This is a genomic window from Streptomyces sp. MspMP-M5 (assembly GCF_000373585.1).
Classification (GTDB): Bacteria; Actinomycetota; Actinomycetes; order Streptomycetales; family Streptomycetaceae; genus Streptomyces.
Map to the genome: position 1 here is coordinate 19390 of NZ_KB891923.1, position 21112 is coordinate 40501.

At 70.2% G+C, this 21112-nt stretch carries 16 protein-coding genes and 2 tRNA genes; 4 read left to right on the forward strand and 14 right to left on the reverse strand.

Annotated features, from left to right (window positions below; translation table 11 throughout):
- The first annotated feature begins 119 nt into the window (after window positions 1-119).
- On the forward strand, window positions 120-1772 hold the full coding sequence (locus B073_RS0131160; RefSeq protein WP_018542003.1) for a long-chain fatty acid--CoA ligase: 1653 nt from the start codon (window positions 120-122) through the stop codon (window positions 1770-1772).
- Window positions 1773-1878: 106 nt separating this feature from the next.
- Here the strand turns inward: B073_RS0131160 and B073_RS0131165 are convergent, their stop codons facing one another.
- Both B073_RS0131165 and B073_RS0131170 read right to left on the reverse strand, forming a co-directional pair.
- On the reverse strand, window positions 1879-6033 hold the full coding sequence (locus tag B073_RS0131165) for a PAS domain-containing protein (protein WP_026247894.1): 4155 nt from the start codon (window positions 6031-6033) through the stop codon (window positions 1879-1881).
- A 191-nt stretch (window positions 6034-6224) separates the two neighbouring features.
- A complete protein-coding gene (locus B073_RS0131170; RefSeq protein ID WP_018542005.1) occupies window positions 6225-6758 on the reverse strand; it encodes an SSI family serine proteinase inhibitor in 534 nt (177 codons plus the stop codon).
- Between the two features lie 285 nt (window positions 6759-7043).
- Between B073_RS0131170 and B073_RS0131175 the strand changes: the two genes are divergently transcribed.
- Window positions 7044-7134 (forward strand) — tRNA-Ser (locus tag B073_RS0131175).
- A 425-nt stretch (window positions 7135-7559) separates the two neighbouring features.
- Window positions 7560-7632 (forward strand) — tRNA-Arg (locus B073_RS0131180).
- Window positions 7633-7712: 80 nt separating this feature from the next.
- Here B073_RS0131180 and B073_RS0131185 read toward each other — a convergent pair.
- From B073_RS0131185 to B073_RS0131235, 11 genes are all read right to left on the reverse strand, one after another.
- On the reverse strand, window positions 7713-8996 hold the full coding sequence (locus tag B073_RS0131185) for a tyrosine-type recombinase/integrase (RefSeq protein ID WP_018542006.1): 1284 nt from the start codon (window positions 8994-8996) through the stop codon (window positions 7713-7715).
- On the reverse strand, window positions 8996-9193 hold the full coding sequence (locus tag B073_RS48370; RefSeq protein ID WP_018542007.1) for a helix-turn-helix domain-containing protein: 198 nt from the start codon (window positions 9191-9193) through the stop codon (window positions 8996-8998). Before B073_RS48370 ends, B073_RS0131185 begins: the two co-directional genes overlap by 1 nt.
- A 484-nt stretch (window positions 9194-9677) precedes the next feature.
- Entirely contained in the window at window positions 9678-11153 is a 1476-nt protein-coding gene (locus B073_RS0131195; RefSeq protein WP_018542008.1) for a hypothetical protein, read from the reverse strand.
- Window positions 11154-11156: 3 nt separating this feature from the next.
- Complete coding sequence (locus B073_RS0131200) at window positions 11157-12005, reverse strand: bifunctional DNA primase/polymerase (protein ID WP_026247895.1); 849 nt, start codon at window positions 12003-12005, stop codon at window positions 11157-11159.
- Between the two features lie 85 nt (window positions 12006-12090).
- On the reverse strand, window positions 12091-12555 hold the full coding sequence (locus B073_RS0131205; protein ID WP_018542010.1) for a hypothetical protein: 465 nt from the start codon (window positions 12553-12555) through the stop codon (window positions 12091-12093).
- A gap of 204 nt (window positions 12556-12759) precedes the next feature.
- Window positions 12760-14877, reverse strand: a complete 2118-nt coding sequence (locus B073_RS0131210; protein WP_018542011.1) for an FtsK/SpoIIIE domain-containing protein — start codon at window positions 14875-14877, stop codon at window positions 12760-12762.
- Window positions 14878-14982: 105 nt separating this feature from the next.
- On the reverse strand, window positions 14983-15300 hold the full coding sequence (locus B073_RS0131215; RefSeq protein WP_018542012.1) for a hypothetical protein: 318 nt from the start codon (window positions 15298-15300) through the stop codon (window positions 14983-14985).
- Window positions 15301-15357: 57 nt separating this feature from the next.
- A complete protein-coding gene (locus B073_RS0131220) occupies window positions 15358-16230 on the reverse strand; it encodes a hypothetical protein (protein WP_018542013.1) in 873 nt (290 codons plus the stop codon).
- Entirely contained in the window at window positions 16227-16484 is a 258-nt protein-coding gene (locus B073_RS0131225; protein WP_018542014.1) for a DUF6284 family protein, read from the reverse strand. Before B073_RS0131225 ends, B073_RS0131220 begins: the two co-directional genes overlap by 4 nt.
- Window positions 16485-16567: 83 nt before the next feature.
- Window positions 16568-17038, reverse strand: a complete 471-nt coding sequence (locus tag B073_RS0131230; protein WP_018542015.1) for a hypothetical protein — start codon at window positions 17036-17038, stop codon at window positions 16568-16570.
- A 459-nt stretch (window positions 17039-17497) separates the two neighbouring features.
- Complete coding sequence (locus B073_RS0131235; protein WP_026247896.1) at window positions 17498-18277, reverse strand: GntR family transcriptional regulator; 780 nt, start codon at window positions 18275-18277, stop codon at window positions 17498-17500.
- Between the two features lie 16 nt (window positions 18278-18293).
- Here B073_RS0131235 and B073_RS0131240 point away from each other — a divergent pair, with 16 nt between their 5' ends.
- Window positions 18294-18773 (forward strand): NUDIX hydrolase, encoded by a 480-nt coding sequence (locus B073_RS0131240; protein WP_026247897.1) that lies wholly within the window; start codon window positions 18294-18296, stop codon window positions 18771-18773.
- A gap of 62 nt (window positions 18774-18835) precedes the next feature.
- Here the strand turns inward: B073_RS0131240 and B073_RS44720 are convergent, their stop codons facing one another.
- A complete protein-coding gene (locus B073_RS44720; RefSeq protein WP_158690268.1) occupies window positions 18836-20338 on the reverse strand; it encodes an AAA family ATPase in 1503 nt (500 codons plus the stop codon).
- Window positions 20339-21112 lie beyond the last annotated feature (774 nt).

Consider the following 21112-nt stretch of genomic DNA (forward strand, 5'->3'; position numbering starts at 1 on the left):
TTCCCGGCCGTTTCCCGCACCGGGAGGAAAAGAACACGCCATGAAGGCGTGACATACCACGCGGTATGCATCGACAATCGCAGCACCACTACCCGCCCGTAACAAAGCGGAGGCACTCGGTGCTCAGCACGATGCAGGACGTACCGCTCACGGTCTCGCGAATCCTCACCCATGGGTCCACGGTCCACGGAGAGTCGCAGGTCATCACCTGGACCGGCGAGGCCGAGCCGCACCGCCGCACCTTCGCCGAGATCGGCCGCCGGGCCGCGCAGCTCGCGCATGCGCTCCGCGACACCCTCGCGGTCGCCCCAGAGGAACGGGTCGGCACCCTCATGTGGAACAACAGCGAGCACATGGAGGCGTATCTGGGCATCCCCTCCATGGGGGCGGTGCTGCACACGCTGAACCTCCGGCTCCCCGCCGAGCAGCTCGCCTGGATCGTCAACCACGCAGAGGACCGGGTCGTCCTCGTCAACGGCACCCTGATCCCGCTGCTGGCGCCCCTGCTGCCGCAGTTGCCCAAGGTGGCGCACGTGATCGTCGTCGGCCCTGGCGACCGCGCCCCGCTGGCCGGCGCGCACGCCGAGGTCCACGACTACGAGGAGCTGCTCGCCGGACGTCCCGAGCGCTACGACTGGCCCGAGATCGACGAGCGGGAGGCCGCCGCGCTCTGCTACACCTCCGGCACCACCGGCGAGCCCAAGGGCGTGCTCTACAGCCACCGTTCGCTCTATCTGCACTCCCTCCAGGTCAACACCGCCGAGGCGTTCGCCCTCGCCTCCCGGGACATCGCCCTGCCGGTGGTCCCGATGTTCCACGTCAACGCCTGGGGCCTGCCGCACGCCGCGTTCATGGCCGGTGCGTCGCTGCTGATGCCGGACCGCTTCCTGCAGCCCGCGCCGCTCGCCGAGATGATCGAGACCGTCCGGCCGACGATAGGAGCCGCGGTCCCGACGATCTGGCAGGGCCTGCTGGCCGAACTCGACGCCCACAAGCGGGACGTGGCCTGTCTGGAGACCGTCGTCATCGGCGGCTCCGCCTGCCCGCCGGCCCTGATGCGCGGCTTCGAGGAGCGCCACGGCATCCGCGTGGTGCACGCCTGGGGGATGACCGAGACCTCCCCGCTGGGCTGCGTCTCCCACCCGCCGGCCGGTGTGCGCGGCGAGGACGAGTGGGCCTACCGCACCACCCAGGGCCGCTTCCCGGCCTCCGTCGAGGCCCGGCTGATCGGCCCGTCCGGCGAGGAACTGCCCTGGGACGGCACCGCCGCCGGCGAGTTGGAGGTGCGCGGCCCGTGGATCGCGGGCGCGTACTACGGCGGCGCGCAGGGCGCGGCGCTGCGCCCGGAGGACAAGTTCAGCCCGGACGGCTGGCTGCGCACCGGCGACGTCGGCACGATCACGCCGAACGGCTATCTCACCCTGACCGACCGCGCCAAGGACGTCATCAAGTCCGGCGGCGAGTGGATCTCCTCCGTCGAGCTGGAGAACCACCTGATGGCGCACCCGGGCGTCGCCGAGGCCGCGGTGGTCGCCGTCCCGGACGAGAAGTGGGGCGAACGGCCGCTGGCGACCGTGGTGCTGACGGACGGCACGGCGATCAGCTACGAGGAGCTGCGGACGTTCCTCGGCGAGCGGATCGCGCGCTGGCAGCTGCCGGAGCGGTGGGCGGTGATCCCGTCGGTGCCCAAGACGAGCGTGGGCAAGTTCGACAAGAAGGTGCTGCGGCGGCAGTACGCGGACGGCGAGCTGGACGTGACGCTGCTGGGGTGAAGCCGGGGTGAATCCGGGCGTGACCTTGCGCGGGGGAAGCCGGGGGCGGGCCTTCACGAGCCCGCCCCGGTGCCCGGCTTCCCGGTCCGCTGCCCGGGCAGTCGCCCTAGTTGGTGCCGATCTTCGCCAGCAGGTCCACGATCCGGGTCTGCACCTCGGCGCTGGTGGAGCGTTCCGCCAGGAACAGCACCGTCTCCCCGGAGGCCAGCCCCGGCAGCTGGGTCGGATCCAGGTCGGCGGAGGTGTAGACGACCAGCGGGGTGCGGTCCAGCAGCCCGTTGGCGCGCAGCCAGTCCACGATCCCGGCCCGCCGGCGGCGCACCTGCATCAGGTCCATCACGACGAGGTTGGGCCGCAGCTGCGTCGCCAGCGTGACCGCGTCGGCGTCCGCGCCGGCCCGGCCCACCTGCATGCCGCGCCGCTCCAACGACGTGGTCAGCGCGCCCGCGATGGCGTCGTCCTGCTCGATGAGCAGCACCCGCGGCGGGTGGTTCTCGCTGTCCCGCGGGGCGAGCGCCTTGAGCAGCACCGCCGGGTCGGCGCCGTACGCGGCCTCCCGCGTCGCCTGCCCCAGCCCCGCAGTGACCAGGACGGGCACCTCGGCGGCACCGGCGGCCTGGCGCAGCGACTGCAGCGCGGTCCGGGTGATCGGCCCGGTCAGCGGGTCCACGAACAGCGCCGCCGGGTACGCGGCGATCTGCGCGTCCACCTCCTCGCGGGAGTTGACGATCACCGGGCGGTAGCCGCGGTCGCTGAGCGCCTGCTGGGTGGCGACGTCGGGCGCCGGCCAGACCAGCAGCCGGCGCGGGTTGTCCAGCGGCTCCGGCGGCAACTCGTCATCCATCGGCGGCTGTTGACGCTCCATCACCTCTACCGCGCCGTTCGGCCCGTCCAGCGGCTCGGGCCCCTCGCTGCCCTCGTCGGGCGCCGAGATGGCGAACGCACGCCCCTCACTGGCATCCATCAGATGCGGCTGCGGGGCCGGCTGCTTGGGCCGGGCGGGCGGCTGCGGACCGGCGGCCTGCGGCGGCAGGCTCCCGGGCGGCGGGGTCTCGGCGGCGGCGCCGCGCTCGCCCTCCGGCGGCGGCGTGGCGAGCTTGCGGCGCCGGCCGGAACCCGTGGCGGTGCCGCCCGGCGGCGTGCTCGCACCGGCCTGGGGCGCGCCGGCCTGAGGCGTACCTGTCCGGGGCGCACCGGCCTGGGGCGCGGGGGTCTGCGGTGCGGCGCCGGGCTGCGGTGCGGCGCCGGGCTGCGGTGCCGGACGCTGCGGATCGGCCAACTGCTGGGCGAACGGCACCCCCTGGCCGAGCGTGCGCACGCTGAACGCCCGCCCGGCGGCGTCCTCGGCGGCCGGCAGCGGCTGCCGGGCCTGCGGCGGCACGGCGGCACCCGGCGGCACCGGGCCGCCCGGTGCGGGCACGGCGGCGGGGCCGGCCGCGGGCGCGGCCTCCTCGGCGGGGCTGGGGCGGCCCCGGCGGCGGCCGGTGGGCGCGGCCGGAGCGGGCGCGCCGGCGACACCGGGTGCCGCCCCGGTACCCGCCCCGGTACCCGTACCGGTCGCCTCGGCCGGCACGTTCTCGCCCGCCGGTGCGGACGGCTGCGCGACCAGGCCCTCGGGGCCCGCCACGAACGTCCCGGACGCCTCGGAGTCGGCCATCGCCGCGGCCGCGCGCTGCTCGGCGGCGGCCCGCCGCGCCCGCCGCCGACCGGTCGGCTCGGCGTCCCAAGTCCCTTGTGCATCAGGCGAGTTGGGTGAGTTGGGCGCGTCGGGTGCCGCGCCGGACGGCTGCTGCCCGGCCGTGGCGTCGGGCGCCGCCTCCGGGCCGCCGGCCACCGGACGGCGCGCCCGGCGCCGCCCCGTACCGGCCGCCTCCTGCGGCCCGGCCTCCGCCTGTACGGGAGCACCGGCGGGCACCGGCGTCCCACCGGAGAGCGCGGGCCGCGCCGGCTGCGCGGCCGACGGCTGCTGCGGAACCCGGTCCGCCGCGGCGGGCGGCAGTGCAAACGGGGAGCGCGGCGCGGCCGGAGCCTGCGCGGCGCCACCGGACGCACCCGCCGGGCCCACTGCACCCGGCTCACCGGCCGCGGCGGCCCGCTCGGGCGCCTCGGCCAGCGCCCGCCGCGCCCGCCGGCCACCGGCCGGCACCGGACCTGGACCCTGGGCCGGCATCGGAGCCGCCCCCTGCGCCACACCCCGCAGCTGTCCTGCCTGCTGCCCCGCCGACGGCCCGGCCTGCTGACCTGCCTGGAGTCCCGCCTGCGGTCCTGCTTGCTGCCTCGTCTGCTGCCCCGTCTGCTGTCCCGTCTGCTGTCCCTGGGCCTGGCCCTGCGGCGGCACCGTCCCGAGCGCCGGGCCCACCGCGGGCGTCAGACCGTGCGCCGGACCGCCGGCCGGGGTTCCGCCACCGGCCCCGGACGGCAGCGCGGGCAGCGCCGAGCCCTCCGGCGCCGGCCGCGCCCGGCGGCGACCGCTCGGCGGCCCCGCCTCGGCGCCCATGGGCAGCCCCGCACCCTGGGTACCGTCCGCCGCGGACGCGGGCTCCCCGCCCGAGTGCCGCGCACGGCGCCGCCCGGTCGGATGCGCGCCGCCCGTACCGCCCTCCGTCTTCGTCCCCGCCGACGCCTCCGCGGCGCCGGGCAGCCCGTGGCCGTCCGTCCCCGGACCGCCCGCGTCCCCGCCGGCCGCGCCGTCACCGTCCGGCGCCGGCTCCGTGCCCTCGGCGGCCGCCCCGGCGGACTCCGCCTCCGGCTCGTCGACCAGCACCGGCAGCTCCAGTACGTACGCACTGCCGACCGGGCCGGAACCGCCCGGCACCTCGTGCGTCTGGATCAGCCCGTCGTGCATCCGCACGATCCCGCGGACGATCGGCCCGTGCACCGGATCGCCGCCGCCGAACGGCCCGCGCACCTCGATACGGACCACCTCGCCGCGCTTGGCCGCGGCCACCACGATCGTCGAGTCACCGGGCACCGGACGCCCGCCCGGCCCGGCGGCACCCTCGGCGACCGTCCGGCCGGTGGAATCCACCCCGGCCACGTCCGCGATCAGATGCGACAGCGCCTGCGCCAGCCGCTCCGCGTCGACCAGTGCCGCTATCGGCGGCGCGTGCACCGCGAACTGCGCCCGGCCCGGCCCGATCAGCTCGACGGCGCCCTCCACACCGGCCGCGACCACCTGGTCCAGCGACACCTTGGTGCGGTTGAGCTTCTCCTGGCCGGAGTCCAGCCGCTGGTAGCTGAGAACGTTGTCGACCAGCGTCGTCATCCGGGCGTGCCCGGCCGCGAGGTGGTGCAGGATCTGGTTCGCCTCGGGCCACAACTGGCCCGCCGGGTCGGCGGCGAGGGCGCCCAGCTCGCCGCTCAGCTCCTCCAGGGGGCCGCGCAGCGACCGCCCCAGCACCGCCAGCAGCTGGGCCTGCCGGTCCGCCAGCGCGTCGTACGGCCGCCGGTCGGTGAACGTCATCACCGCACCCACCAGCTGATCGCCGTCCCGCACCGGCGCGGTGGTCAGATCGACGGCGACCGGCCGGCCGTCCTTGGACCACAGCACCTGCCCGCGCACCCGGTGCTTGCGCCCGGACTTGAGGGTGTCGGCGAGCGGAGTGTCCTCCCACGGCAGCGCCGAACCGTCCGTCCGCGAGTGGTGGACCAGCGGATGCAGCTCCTTGCCGCCCAACTCGCTCGCCCGGTAGCCGAGGATCTGCGCCGCGGACGGATTGACGAGGACCACCCGGCCCTCGGAGTCGACGCCGACCACGCCCTCCGCCGCGGCCCGCAGGATCATCTCCGTCTGCCGCTGCTGGCGCGCCAGCTCGGTCTCGGTGTCCACCGTCCCGGCCAGATCCCGCACCACGAGCATCAGCAGCTCGTCGCCGGTGTAGCCGTTGCGGTGATCCGCGTAGGCCGCCTCGAAGGAGGACTCGTACGGGGTGCGGCCGTCCTCCAGATTGGCGCTGGTCACCTCGACCAGCAGCTCGGCGCCGTCGGTCCGCCGCGCGACCATCCGCGTCGGCTTCGTCCGCCCCTGGACCTCTTCGTCCCGGCGCCGCATCGACCCCGGGATCCGCTTGGAGTCGAAGGTCGGCAGCAGATCGAGCAGCCCGCGCCCGACCAGGGCCGTGCCGGGGGCCTCGAACATCTCCAGCGCGATGGCGTTGGCGTTGACGACGGTGCCGTTGCAGTTCACCAGCAGCAACGCGTCGGGGAGGGCGTCCAGTATGGCTGCGAGGCGAGCAGCGCCTCGGGATGGCCGGCTGCTCACGCGACGCTTCCTCCCTGTTACCGCACCTTGCCGACCCACCACGGCGGGTCGCTGGGATGGAGTCTACGGGCACATGCCGGGGACGCGGCGGCGGATGACGCCCCGCTATTGCCGCGCCCCGGCGCGACTCGCCGCGTGCCCGACATGTGCCCCTCGTCCTGACCTGGCGCGCTACTCCGGCACGAACCGGGTCAGGAAACGGTCTTGGGGAGCATGGGTTCGAAGCGGCCCCAGCGGTCGATCTCACACCCGTCGGTGCGCCGGAAGTCGGCGTTGACGCGGCGCCCCGCCCACATCCCGCTGACATGCGCCCGCGCCGGACCGCCGTACATCATCGTGCACTGCGCGCCCTTCGGTACCGGGGCGAACAGGTCCTTGCCCCACCGCGTCATCCGGTCCAGCCGGTCGCAGGCCCGCCGCGCGTCGAGGTGGGACCCGCCCTGCGGATGGCAGTACAGCTCGAACCGGCCGTCCGTACGCTCCGCCCCGGAGTCCCGGACGGTGATCGTCAGGTGATCCCGGCGCTGCCGGTCGGGGAACAGCCCGGGCACCTCGGCGTCCGGCGCGAAGTGCCCCAGGATCGGCAGCTCGTCGTGGTGGTACGGCAGCGGGATGGGGGCGGCGGAGGCGGCCGGCGCCATGGCGAGCGCGGGGACCGCGCACACGGCGGCCGCGGCGGCGGCGAGCAGCGACAGCGACCGGGACGGGATCCGGCGACGGGACATCACGGGCTCCTGAGGGCGAGTACGGGCGCTACCCGATCCATGCGCGGGACGGCCCGTACGGGACGTGGCGGCGGTACGCGGTCCGTACGCGCCGGAGGCGCACGACACGCGTGCGGCGCCGCGACCCCGACTCTCTAACGCCCCGCCGCCCCCGACGTTGCGCCGCAGGAACGTCTTTGCCGGGCGGCCCGCGGGCCTAGTACCGTAGAGGGCGATTGGTGACAGGCCACCGAGCTGTGTCATCATCTGGTCACGCCACATCGCGTTCACGCGCGTGAGGTGTGTGGAGGCGTCGCCTAGTCCGGTCTATGGCGCCGCACTGCTAATGCGGTTTGGGTTTTACCGCCCATCGAGGGTTCAAATCCCTCCGCCTCCGCTCTTACGTTTCATCCCAGGCCCGATCAATCGCGATCGGGCCTGGTTTTTTATTGGGCGGAGGCGAGGGCGGGGAATCGGGGACCGGCTGGAGAGGGCTTGGCCTGGGCGCCGGGCACCCGGTCTCACCGGTCTCACCGGTCTCCCGGTCTCCTGGTCTTGTCTCCCGGAGCCGGCTGCGGCGGCATTGTGCCGGCGGAGATTCAGCGAGGCTGTCGTCGTTACCGGGCCCGCCTCGGCGTCCCCCGCCCGGAGTTCGTCCGGATCATCGGGGACCCCGCCCGGCCCGGCTGACCCTCTCCTCGGCCGCAAAGGGCATTTCCGCAGGTCAGATGGGGTGCGGCAATCGGATTTCGCCTAACGGCGCAGGTCATGTAATGTTGTTCCCGCAACGCCGACCGGCAAGAAAAACCGCCGGAAAGCCAAGCGCTCGTAGCTTAACGGATAGAGCATCTGACTACGGATCAGAAGGTTGCAGGTTCGAATCCTGCCGAGCGCACACAGGTCAAAGGCCCCCTCGCTTCTAGCGAGGGGGCCTTTGACATCAGCGGGTGACATCAACGCGGGCGTCGGTGTCCATCACGCGGCCGGCGCGCACCCCGGACCGCCCTCCTCGTCCTCGGTCGGCTCGTCAACCCCCAGGGCGTCGTCCATCCGGTCGGCCGCCGCCTTGAGAGTGGTCTGCATCACGTGCGCGTAGGTGTCCAGCGTCATCGTGATGGTGCTGTGGCCGAGTGTCTCCATGATCGTGCGGGCGTCGACGCCCTGGGCCAGCAGCAGTGAGGCGCACGTGTGCCGGAGGTCGTGCACTCGTACGCGGCGCACCTTGGCGTCCCGGCAGAGGATCGTGAGCATGCGATTGAGGCTGCGGGGATCCGTGGCCCGGCCGGTGGCGGTGGTGAAGACCAGGCCGTTCGGGTGGCCGGGGGCCGGCTGCCATTTGGTGCCGGCCACCTTCCGCTCCTGCTCCTGCTGCGCCTGGTGGGCGATGAGGGCCGCCACGCACTTCCGGGGCAGCGACACCGTCCGGAGCGACCGAGCCGTTTTCGGCGTGCCGAAGAGCAGTTCGCGCTTGATGCGCTGGAGGTTGCGCCGGACCCGGAGCTGGCCGGCGGCCAGGTCGATGTCCGACCAGGTGAGGCCGAGGGCTTCCCCGCGGCGCAGGCCGGTGGAGATGAGAAGCAGCCACAGGGCGTAGAGGCGGTGGTCGCGGGCCGTCCTGAGCAGGATTTTCGCCTCGGTGGCGTCCAACGGGCGTACCTCCTGGCGTTCGATGGTGGGCGTCTCGACGATGCGAGCGACATTGCGGGCGATGAGTTCTTCACGGACGGCCTGCTGGAGTGCGGAGCGGAGGACGGCGTGGACGTACTGGACGGTGCGGGCCGACGGCCGGCGCTTGCAGCACTTGTTCACGGCGCAGCACGTCCGGTCGTCCTTGCCGCGTGCCGCGTCGACCCCTCGCAGGCAGCAGAGGCAGCCGCCCTTGAACTCCGCCAAGAACAGCCGAATGTCAGTGGGGGAGAGGCGGTTGAGCTTCTTCTTGCCGAGGGCGGGTTTGATGTAGAGCCGTGAGAGCCCCTCGTAGCTGTTGAGCGTTGCGGGCTTGAGGCGGGTGGGCGCGATGGCAGCGAGCCAGTAGGTGAGGAAGTCGCCGAATGGCATGGCGGAGGTGGCGGCCGGGATGCCCTGCCGGGTCTTCTCCTGGAGTTCGATGAGCTTGCCGCTCACCTCCTCACGGGTCTTGCCGTAGACGAACTTCCGCACTCGCGTGCCGTCGGGCCGGTAGACGTACGCGGCTGCGTGATAGCGGCCGTCGGTGCGCTTCGTGATGGTGCCTTCTCCGTTGGCGCGCCTCTTGGCCATCAGGCAGCCTCCTCAAGCTTGTTGCGGATGTAAGTGCGGAGCGCGTCGAGGGGAATGCGTCGGGCACGGCCCTCGGTGAAGCTCGGCAGGGTGCCGGAGCGGATCAGGTCGTAGACCTTGCTGCGGCTGAGCCTCAGAGCGGTCATGACCTCCGGGACGGTGAGGGTTTGGGGGCCGCTCGCGACGACGGTCAGCACGTTGAGACCTCCGGAAGAGGGCTGGACCTGCGAATGGAGTTGGTTCGGGGGCTTCTTGGGGCCCGCGCCTGTCCGAGGTGTGGATTTCTGCGTCATCGCGTCACGCACGTCATTTGTGGCTCTGGCCTGTGGTTATGAGGTGACGCTGGCAGCTCGGGGCGTGTCACGGGGCGGGTCCGGAGTTCTGTCACCTGTGACGCGGGTGACGTGGGATGACGCAGGTTTGGCCGTTTGCGTCACCGCTGTCACCGCTGGTCAGGGGCCGCGATCGGGTGGCTGGTGACGTGGGTGACGCAGGATCTCTTCTCTTAGGAAAAGAGGGGTGGTGTCTGTGGTGGTGCGGCGCGGTTTAAGGACGTGTAGAAGGAGCCGCTTCGCGGCGCGCCTTGCGCAGTGGCGGCAAGCCGCCGGAACAGCAAGAGGAGCACGCCTCGCGCGGGGGTGCTCCTCTTGCTTGTTCAGTGTGGCGCCGTGGTGGCGCGGGTCAGAACGCCGCTTCCTGCTGTTGTAGGGGCAGTGTCGCGGGGTGGGTCATCTCGATGTAGCGGGCGGCGCTGGTGCGGCCCCAGTCGATGAGGACGCCGCGTGCGGCGAGGGTCGGCTGTAGCCGCTTGAGGCGGTCGGAGAGGACCTTGCCGGTGGTGGGCCAGCCCTTGGGCAGGGGACGGCACTCCTCGCCGCTGTAGAGGCTGGTGAGGCAGTGCAGCCACTCCGAGGACGTCATGCGGACTTCCGTACCCGCGTCGAGTCCGGCCGCGTGGTTCAGAACCGTCTGCGCCAGCAGGTCACCTTCGATGACGTCGTCGTTGAGGTCATCGAGGCTGGCCCGGTACGCGGCCAGCGAGCCGACGCCGGTGGCCGTGTCGAGCTGCGCGCACAGGTGGGCGAAGTCGGCCATCCGCAGGTCGGTGGGGGTGTCCGCCTGGGCGGCACGCACCTTGACTGTCAGGTCCAGCAGGGAGCCGAGCACGGCCGGCAGGATCTCCGCGTACTCCGTCCACAGCTCTGCCTCGGTTCGCCGCACCCGGGGCCGCACGAGACGGAGCGGCAGGAGGCGTTCGGCGAGGTCCGGGCGGATGACGCCGACGTCGATACCGGTCAGGAGCATGGGGCGCCGGTAGCGGGAGCGGACGACGTCCCCGTCGGTGAACAGGGCGCGCTTGATGCTCTCGGCGCCGGTCACGATGCAGCACATGAGGTCGGACAGGTCCGGGGGCAGGTGGGAGAGATTGTCCAGGGCGGTGACCCATCCGGCGGCAACGGCCGTGATCATGTTCTCCTCGTCCTTCGGCGCCCGGCGCAGGTCACCGCTCATCCCCTCGATGATCCGCACCAGCATCCGGCCGCCGGTGGACTTTCCCGCGCCTTGGGGGCCGGTGAGGAACGGGGCGGGCACGGGCACGGACGGCTCCAGGCAGCCGATCAGCCAGGCGATGGCCAGGCACTCGGTCTCGGCGCTGGCGAAGTTGCACAGGCGGAGCAGGAGGTCGATGCCCTTGCCGTTGGTGTCCTGGGCGGGCATGGGGAGTTCGCCGGTGAGTTGGGTGCGTCGCCAGCAGACTTCCTGTGGGTCGGGGGTGAGGATGTCCCAGCCGGTGGGGTGGATGCGGACGGACTTGCCGTCGTCGCGGCCCAGGTCGAGCCAGGTCGCGCCGTCGAATCCGGGGGCGACGCGGATGTGGGTGGGCTGTACGTCCTCGGTCAGTGCGAGTGCTTCGATCAAGTCCAACGCCTCCTTGAGTGCTGTGCCGTTGAACACGCCGACCCCGTCCCTGTACAGGCCGACCATGAGTTCCTGGCGGTGGCTTCCCGTCGTGCCCTGGGAGCGGATGGGCCGGGCCACCGGGTGGCCGTTCTTCTGTGCGTAGACGGTGCCGTCGATGGTGCGGAAGTACCGGAAGTGCGCCTGTGCGTAGTCGGTGATGATCTGGCGGGCCGGGGTCTTGTCGTCCTCGGACATGGCTCACATCCCCAGGGCGGTGCGGGCGTTGGTCCACGCGTCGGTGCAGTGTCGGGCGGTTTCGCCCTTGGCCTGCGCGGCGGTGAACAGTCGCGTGACGTGGGCGTCGGTGAGGCAGCCGCACCGGCCGTGCGCGGACAGCACGGCGAGGAACGTGCGGTAGACGGTCGTGTGCACTGCGCTGCTCGCCTCGTTGATGCGCTGCTCGGCCATCGCGATGCCCCGGGCCAGATAGGTGGGCGTGCGGTGGGGGCATCCCCCGCCCCTGACCGGCACGGGCACGGTGACGGCGCCCCGCGCGGACCGGACCGGCGACGGCTCCTTGACGATCAGGGCGCGTACCGCGTCCGGGAGGGCGGTCATGGTGCCGTTGCCGGGCCCGAGATAGCGGGCGTAGGACATGAGCGACTTGATGTCGACGCCGGGCCGCACAGCGTTCGCGGAGCGCATCGCACCCCGGTAGATCCAGTGCTCACCCCGTGTCGTCAGCACCGTGCAGGTGGCGGGCAGGGCGGCGCGGGCCCACGTGACGGCCGCTGCGTCGTCCAGGTCAACGACCGTCAACCCGGCCCCACCGGGGTGGTAGGCCACGGCCGCCGCCTCACGCCATGCGGACGCCCATGCCGGCGAGGTGAGGACGCGGGGATCGGTGGTGGCTGCGGCCCAGGCGTGGCAGATGCCGGGGCAGTGGCAGGGACCGGCGTTCTTCATGTTCGGCCGGCCGCCGCACGCGTTCCCCTTGCATGCTCGGCAGTTGCCGAACGGGACCTTTCCCGCCCGCAGGGGCAGCGGTGGCACGCCGGCCGCCGCGAGGCTGAGTGCCACTCGCCGGATAGGGGTCTGTTGAGTCATGCTGGGAGACCTCCACAGGTCTGTTGATGGCAGGTGGACAAGGGCGGCCCCGGACTTTGGCGAGACGGGGCCGCCCTTGGCGTAGCTAGCCGTGGAAGTGGTTGCGCTTGATCACGGCCCGGCGGATGTTGACGGTGGTGCCGCCCTGGTGGCCGTTCGTGCTGAAGAGCTGTACGGCGATCCATCCGCCGAAAATGACGGCGGCCAGGATGATGAGCTGGGTGATGAACGCGGTGAGTGCGGCGATGAACGAGGTGAGCAGGATGAGCCCGCCGCAGACCGCGAGGAAGCCGACGCCCCCGAGGGCGACGTTCACGGCCGTGCGCGAGACGGCCGGCTTGGCGACGAGCGGTTCGGGCTGCGCGGGGTTGATGACGTAGCCGGTGATGACGCGGCCGTCCGGGAGGACGATGCTCGCCACCGCCGGTCCGCTGCCTGGCTGCACCGGCACGACCGGCGCCGGGACGGGGACAGCGGGTGGGAGCGGGGTGGGTTGGTGGACTTCCCCGGGCCGCTGTACGGGCACGTGCGGGGTGTGGTCGGGGTACATGCGGAATTCCTTCCGGCGCGTGGCCAGGGAGGCGGAGACACCCTCATGAGGGGGCGCTGCGGAGGGGGTCTTCGGGGGTCTGACCTGCGTGCCTCCCTGACTCCCTGAACGATTATTTGTGCAGGTCAGGGCCAGGGATGCGGGTCAGGGAGGCGGTCAGGGAGTTCTCCCTGTCTCCCTGACTCGTCGGTGGTGCGCTCCCTGTCATCCGTCGGCGGAAGCGGAACCGTCCGTGTCGCGGTTGGCGAGGGCGCGGGTGACGCGGTCGCGGGAGACGACCATGACGCCGTCGGACTTGTAGGGCTCGGCGCCGGCGTCGTCCAGGAGGCGCTTGAGGTCGATGAACGACCAGCCGCCGTAGGCGTCCGCGTTCCGCGTGGCGAGCCGCGCCAGCACGTCCTTGGTCCGCACGCGGGGCGCGTCGCCGACGACGGCGGCGATGTCGGCGAGCGGGTCGTGCTCTTCTTCTCGCTCGATGGCGTGCAGGGTGGTGACGCCGTCGCGCAGGGCCTTGGCCCGGTCGGTGATGGCCTCGGCTGCGTCGTCGTCGATGTAGTGCGTGCGCACGGTGATGGACGACTGTCCGGCCGGGATGGTGATGCCGTCGGAGGCGACGACCAGGGTTCCCCGGTCCAGGCCGGGACGAAGCAGGTTCGGTGCCGCCCCGCCGTCAACGGCCTTGTCTCCGAGTGCCATGCGGGCCTGGGATTCGGTGCCCAGGGCGAGGGAGGCGCGGGTGTGGGCGCCCTCGCGGACCAGCTTGGGCAGGTTCTCGTTGGTCGGGTCCTGGGTGCCCTGCCACATCAGGACGTTCACGGCCCGCCCCTGGTTGTGGATCTTTCGGACGGCCATGAAGTACCGGGAGTTGGCCTTCGAGCCGCCGTAGGGGCGCTTGTCCTCGTCCTTGGCCGGGCACATGAACGCCACCTGCGCTTCGTCGACCAGCACGATCAGCGGCGGGAACACGGTGCCGGGCGGGGCCTGGATGCGGCGGTTCATCTCGGTCACCGCGCCCTCGACCATCTCGGTCACCTGGATCACGTGCTCATCCGTCGGCCCCTGGATCAGGGTCTTGGCGAGCCCGTCGAACATGGCCCAGTCGCCCACGCCCTTGAGGTCGCCCATGAGGAACTGCACCGACTTGTCCAGCGCGAGCCACAGGGCCAGGGAGCGCAGGGCAACGGTCTTGCCCTGGTTCGACAGACCTGTGATGAGCAGGTGGCGCTGGTACAGGCTCAGCGCGGCAGCATCCCCGCGCAGGTCCTGACCCCAAGGCGCCCGGCCCTTGGCGTAGTCGGCGGTCATCGTGTCGTCGGTGACCAGCGGCGACGGCCCGATCGGCTCGTCCAGCGCCCCGGAGTCGGCCACCCACAGCCGCACGGTCCGGGCGGCCTGGGGGATGGTGATGAACACTTCGTGCTCGTGCCGGGTGAGGTTCTCGGCGAGCTTGCGGCGCTTGCCCTGCACCTCGTTGGTCGACACCCCGGAGGGGAGGGTGACGTCGACTTCCACGCCGCATCCTGCGATCCGGATCGGGCCCAGCATGGAGGCGCCGGCGTCGCCCATCTCCTTGATGGCTCGTGCCAGGGCCGGGACTCCGAGGTCGCGCAGGGCCTTGACCACGATGGACGGGGTGATCGGCTCACCCTCGCCCGACTGCACGTTGGCGGGCAGCGCCCAGGCGGGGGCGGCGTGCTGCTTGCGGCCGACCGACCACAGGGCGAACAGCGCCAGGAGCGGGCCGATGGAGAGCGCCGGGCCCCACACCACCTGCACGATCCGGATCAGGAGCGCGATGAAGTCGATCGTCGCCGTGAGAGGGGTGATGACGTCCCCGACGTCCTTGGTGTTGATGGCCATCACGACGCCGAGGGCGACCAGCACGCCGATGCTCACACCGGCGCCGACGGCCACGCCCTTGGCGGCCTCTACGGGTGAGTGGAGCAGGTCCATGCGGCGGTGGTGGCGGGCGGCGCGGAAGCGCTGCAACCGCTCCTCCCACTCCTCGGCCGCTTCCAGGTTCCCCGCGGCTTCCGCCGCCCGGATCATCCGCTCATACCGGGACCCGGTACGGCCATCCCAGGCCCGACGGGCCACGATCCGCCCGCCGTTGAGGGTGTAGAGGCTGTGCCGGGCCGCCGCACGCGCGGCCGCCCGGGTGCGCTCGTGCGTGGCGGCCGTCTTCACCGCGCGTCCGGAGCGCACCCATAGCGGCACCGGCCCGATCGGCGGCGCGTCGGGCACGACCGTGAGGACGGTGGGGGAGGTGCCGGGGGGCGGGGGGTCGGTGGGCTTGTGGAGGTGGACGACGTTCTCAGACATGCTGGAAGCTCTCCTGACTGCCCCCTTGGGGGCGGGAGTAAGGGAGAGCCGGGGTGGCCGTGTCCGTGGAAAGAGGCGGCCACCCCGACGCAAGGAATGGGCTGGTCAGAACCAGCCGGACGACTTCTTCTGGGCCTTGGCGCGAGCTGCCTCGGTGATGAGGCGCTGACGCTCGCCGTGCAGGGCGGTCAGTTCCGCGTTGAGCCGCATCTCGGCGCCGCCGCCGGTGGAGTCGATCTGCTCCTCGGCACGGCCGGTGCTGCGGCCCCGGGCGGCGCGGTAGGAGCCGCTGGCCAGGGCGCGGGCCATTGCACGGCGCTCGCGGCCGTTCATCGGCCACGACTCGCCCCGGCGCACAGCTTCCAGCTTCTTCGTGGTCGCCTGGATCTCGCGGTCCAGACGGCGCAGGTCGGAGTTACCCATGTCAGGTGCTCCTCAAGGAATCGGAGGGCTTGGGGTAGGCGGCTGGGCTGAGCCGCATCACGCGGCGAGGCGCTTCCATGCGGCTCGCAGGCGGATTTCGGAGGCGGAGTGGCCGGCCGCGCGGAAGCGGGTAGCCATCTCGCGGTAGGACAGGGCGGGGACTTCGCTGTGCCGGATCTGATCGACCAGTGCGTCCAGCGCCTCATCGGACAGCACGGGCGCTGCATCCAACGTGAGAGTCGGGACCGACTCGGTGGGGCCCCAGATGGGCAGCTCCCAACGGGGTGTGACGTCGGGTGTGACGGGGGTCGTCACGCTGGTCAGCGCCGGTCCGGTCTCCTCGTCGTCCCTCGTCGTCTTCAGCGTCGACCAGGCTCGCGAGAGCGTCTGTGCGGTCTCCGCCTGGACGCGTGCGACGCGGGCACCGGCCGCCGTCACAGCTGTCAGGCGCGTCTCCTCGGTGGTGGCGTGCGCCCGCAGCCGGGCACGAGCCACCGCCGCATCATCGCGGGCCTCTTGCTGGATGCCCCGGATCGCTCCGAGCGCGCCGGGGGTGAGCGCGGTGCGCTCCCACAGGCTGTGCACCAGCCACAGGGCCTTTGCCGCGATCGGCAGCCACGCCACGGCCAGCCACGCGCCGGCGGATTCCTCGGCGGTGAGCGCGTGGGCGACCAGGACGCCGGCGGCGAGGAGGCCGAAGCACCAGCCGACGGCGGTGACCGCGCGGTTGTGGTCGCCTTGGGCGGCCAGGCGGCGTTCGTAGGCGAGGGTGGCCAGCCATCCCCCGTCGATTCCGAGGCCGACGACCAGGGCCACGGGCCAGGGCACCGAGGTGCCGAGCCACATCACGACCACGGCCAGGGTCAGGACCATGGACACCGCCGTCATCGCGACGGCGGGAAGGACGGTTTTGGTGGTCTTGACGTTCATGCCACGTCCCCCGTCCCGGCCTGGTTGGCCAGCTCACGGCGAGCGGCGAGCACCTTGCGCCGGGCCCGGCGGATGCGGCGGGCGTCCAGCTCGTTCGGGAGCCGGTCGAGCGTCATGATCTGCGCGTCCAGCAACTCGACCTCGGCGGAGATGACCGGCATTTCCCGCTCGATCTGGTCGAGTTCGGCGGCGGTCGGCTCCAGGTCGATCGCGGTGGCGGTGAAAAGGTCCTGGGCGGGGAGAATGAGCTTCATGGGTCGTGGTTCCTCTCGAAGTGACGGCCCAACAGCGGCTCCGGTGTTCCAGCACCGGAGCCGCGCCGTCGTGTGGGGTGGATTCAGACGGTGGCGATGATGAGTGCGGCGACCAGCAGCCACAGGTGGTGGAAGGACTGGTCCAGCGCGTAGGCGCCGGTGCCGAGGTGAGCGGCCGGGCCGCCCTTGGCGGTGACGGGGTGCGCGGGGTGGGCGGCGGTGCCGAGGCTGTAGAACTCGGCCTTGCCGGTGACCTTGGCCAGCCACGCCAACGTGCTGCGGCGGTCGGCCCACCAGTGCGTCACCGCGTCCACGCCCATACCGACGGTCAGTCCAAGAACCGAGAGGTTCAGGCCCAACAGGGCGGCGGCGGGGAGGAGTAAGGCGAGCTTGGTAGCGGTCAGGGTGGCTACGTGCCGGGCGCCGGCCAGGCGGCCGCTCCATCCCGGCTTGCCCTTGTCGGCGGACTGGCAGGAGGTCTGCACCCAGTGGTCGCCCACGCTGTGAGCGACGTACAGGGCAATGAACACGGCAGCGAACGCGGTAGCGGACATCGAGGCTCCTTGGGAGATAGATCCGGACTGTCCGGCTCCCCTCAACCCCGTCCGCACGGCAGTGAGCCGCTCGGGCGGAGGAGGCAACCGGCCGCCGCACCGGAGCGCGGCGGGTGGGTGTGGTGGTGCGTGTCTCCTTAAGGCCAGCAACTCCCGTACGAGGTAGAGCCGCTATGCCTGGCGAAGGCGTATGGAGACATGACCTTTCGGTCTAAGCCCTCCGGTGAATGACAAGGCGCCGGGTCGCCTCCCCCCGTCCGCTGCGGGGCTCCTGGGTGGTGCACCTGGGCGCCGGTGAAGGCGTCCAGGCAGGCAATGCACGGGACCAGTGGCCCCTGAACTCCTGCACTCATGTACTTATGTGTAGGAGTTGCTGCCATGAGAATGCCCAACTCCTGTACATGAGTCAACCCGCCGCGAGAGCTTTCTTCGCGACGGGCTGGAGGAGGTGAGGCTTCGTCAGTCTCCGGCAGGGATGCGGTAGTCGAGAACGAACTGGTCAGCGGCCATGACGGTGTCGCAGACCTCGACCACCCGGCCGTCCTCGCTCTCCGCGTTCCGGACCAGGTGGATTACGGGCGAGCCGGGGCTCAGGCTCAGCGCGCTGGTCTCCTGCTTCGTGGCGAGCCGGGCGCGAACGGTCTCCGTGAACTCCTTCAGCATGTGCCCGTTCTCTTCCAGGCGGGCGTAGATGCCGCCGCCCCCAGGGTTCTCCGCCAGCAGCTCGGGGATCTCCTCGGCGATGTCCCACGGAAGGTACGACGTCGCCTCCTCCGTGGGTGTCCCGTTGCTGAAGTACAGACGCCGACGCGCCAGCACCTTCGTGCCGGTGATGACGCCCAGCCGTTCCGCGATCTCCTCCGGCGCCTCGGTGGGGCCGACGTACAGCACGGTGACGCCCGCGGTCTTGCCGGCCTGCTCGGACTCCGCGAGGTAGGCGGCCTTGCCGGCCTTGCGGTGGGACCGGCGGAAGCGGTCGGACGACTTACGGCGTACCGGCGGCTGGCTCTTCACGAACGAGCCCTTGCCGTGGTGGGTGTCGATCAAGCCGGTGGGCCGGAGTTCCGCCACAGCCTTGCGCGCCGTGCCCTGCGACACGGAGTAGCGGGCCATGAGCTCCGACTCGCTGGGAACCTTGGCTCCTGCGGGGAGGACTCCGGACCTGATCTGCTGAGCTAGGTCTTCCGCGATCTGTAGGTACCGTGGTTGACCCGAGTCTCTAGAGGCTGCTGTGCCCATGTCCTTCAGTCCTCCTATGCTCCTGTACATGAGTAACGCTAACCGGGAGGGCCGGTCAATGTCGCTTCACTCGGTTTCGGTGGCCGGAGTGGTGGTCCGCGAGGACGGCCGCGTTCTCGTGATCAAGCGTGCTGACAACGGCGCCTGGGAAGCCCCGGGCGGCGTCCTCGAACTGGACGAGCGGCCTGAGGAAGGCGCCTGCCGAGAGGTCCTGGAAGAGACCGGCATCAAGGTCGAGACGGAACGCCTGACCGGCGTCTACAAGAACATGAAGCGCGGCGTCATCGCCCTGGTCTTCCGCTGCCGGCCGGTCGGCGGCGAGGAGCGCACGTCGGACGAGTCCGTGGACGTGCGCTGGTTCACCCGCGAAGAGGTGGAGGGCCACATGGTGGAGGCTTACGCAGTGCGGGTGCTTGATGCGCTCGGTGCAGGCGCTCCACAGGTGCGCGCCCATGACGGGCGCCGGTTGTTGTCCTACGGTGCTCCGGCCACTTAAGTCGGCAGGTTGGCGACCGGCCCAAGGATGGCGTGCAGCGAATGACGGCCGACCTGGAACCGCTATCGCCTTGCAGGATGCAAGACGGCATCCTCGATGCGCTTGGCTAGGGCTTCACACTCTTCTCGATGGACCGGATCGCTATGCCAGATTTTGAAAATTACCCGAAGGCAGTATTTCCAGTCCTGGCCGGTCCGGCGAGAAAGAACAGTGAGCCAGCGATGGTGCTCCAGGCCCAGCATTTCTGCAAGATATGCATTCATGGAAGCTAGAGAGCATTCAAGTTCTGTCGCCATCTTTGAGGGTTGAGTGGCGGCGTACTTGAAAAATACCTTTTCCGGAGGTTCCTCTCCTGGTAGAGAGAGCGTCAGGGGATCGTCGGAAACCTTGTCCTGCTGATCGCCATCGAGAATGGCAATAGATGTCACTCTGCGTGAATTAGAGAGTGCTTTTACGGTTGTCAGGACGTCATTCCATGATCCAGCAGTGATGATTTCAATCTCGGCCATGGCGGAGAAATGGTGGGCTGCGAGAATCATCCTCAGGGTGTACTCGGCGACGCCGTCTTCTACCACGAGGATGGATTTAAGGGGGTTTTCAACGCCCAGTGTGTCGCGTAAGTCTGTCGCTCGCGAAGGGGTGACCACTACAGGTGTCAGTGAGGGGCGGACGCACATTCTGACCCATTCCAATGGTACTCGACTCAGGAATGCTGGTGCGTGAGTCGTGAGCACTACCTGGGCATTTGCTATGCGAGCGAGCCGAGCCAGCTCATCCAGCAATGCCGCATGTCCGCGGGGTGCAATGTTGGCTTCGGGTTCGTCGAGCAGAACAATTCCATCCACTGACTCTTTGAGTGTCCATCGGATGAAGTGGACGCACAGTTCCCCTTGGCTCATCGAGTGGGAGTCGATCCAGTCATTACCCCGTCTGGCTCTAACGTAGGGCCAGACGGGGGCATACGTGTCAGTTAGGACAGGGGTGTAGATGACCTCATCGTATGTCATCCCTAGAATATCGCGGAGTGCGTCTAGGTCTTTGCGATTCTGAGGCTCTGGGGGGCCGATTTCCTCATCGTCCAAATCGGAAAATTTGAAATCCTGAAAGAACATGTTGATTTCGGACGATAGCGTATGGGTGTTAAGGATCTCGGGGTAGATCTCTTTCCCGGATACTGAGATTTCGGGTGGCGTTCTTTCGTCTTCCTCGCGGGGTGTGCCTAAATCGATCGCATAATCAACGGTTTGAGTGCCACGGCGCAACGAGACCTGGCACCTTCCTCTGAGGGAAGGGCGATCACTTCCGTAGCGTTTTGACCCAACTCCGTAGAACGGCGGGTTGTCCGGATGCATGGTGTCTCTTCTGAGGCACTCGGCGATGTATCCGAGTAGAGAACTCTTTCCTGAACCGTGCAGCCCGCAGATCACGGTGAAGGGGTTTAGGTCCACTCTCTGTTGCGGAAATCCTGCAGATTCAGAGAATTCAATGCTTAATACCTGGTTGGTGGGCTGGAATTTCTGTAGCGACCTCCACAGTCGAGCTGTGGAGTGGGAGATGCTGGTCAATTTTTAATTCTCTTCATGGTGAGGATGGATAGTCTTTAGCTTTCCAGAATACCGAGAAAATGCATAGAGTGCAGCGACTTTACGAGAACCTTCAGGGGGGCATGGCCTGAAAGGCTGCTTGTCCAAGGGTGAGCTGGCGTTCGAAGCTTGAACGAGCTATCCAATCGGTGTCTGTGGAGAGCTACCAATCGGGCATACCCTCCGCTCCAGGTCCCAGACGGCCACTCGGCGGCTGGGTGGGTTGCAGCATGGCGCCCTGTGGGCTGGCGAGCTGGCCCTGAGTGTCGGCGACATCAGTGGTTGACATCAACGGGCACGCACATCGGCGTACTTCGGCCCTTCATGCTGCATCCGATTTAGGCCGCGGAGCCCCTGACTGGCGCATGTAGTCAACGTGCGGCACCCGCCTACGGATCAGAAGGTTGCAGGTTCGAATCCTGCCGAGCGCACAGCAGATCAAAGCCCCCGCCGGGTTCTCCGGGCGGGGGCTTTGTCGTGGCGTACCTCCCAGGTCTCCCACTCCCGGTGCGCGCGACCGAGCCGACGGCGGACGGCGCGGCGGGNNNCCGCCGCCGGCCTGAGCCGCGGTCGGGTCCGCGCTACGGCTCCATGGGGGCTTCCTCGAAAAGCTGACGGGCTATTCCTCCAGCGCTGTCGCCAGGTGGTTGAGGTCGGTGAGGAGCGCCGGCAGGCGGTGGGGTGGGATCGCGTCGAGCATGCGCTGTTCGATGGCGTAGACGGCGGACTGGACTTCGGCGAGGCGCCGGTGGCCCT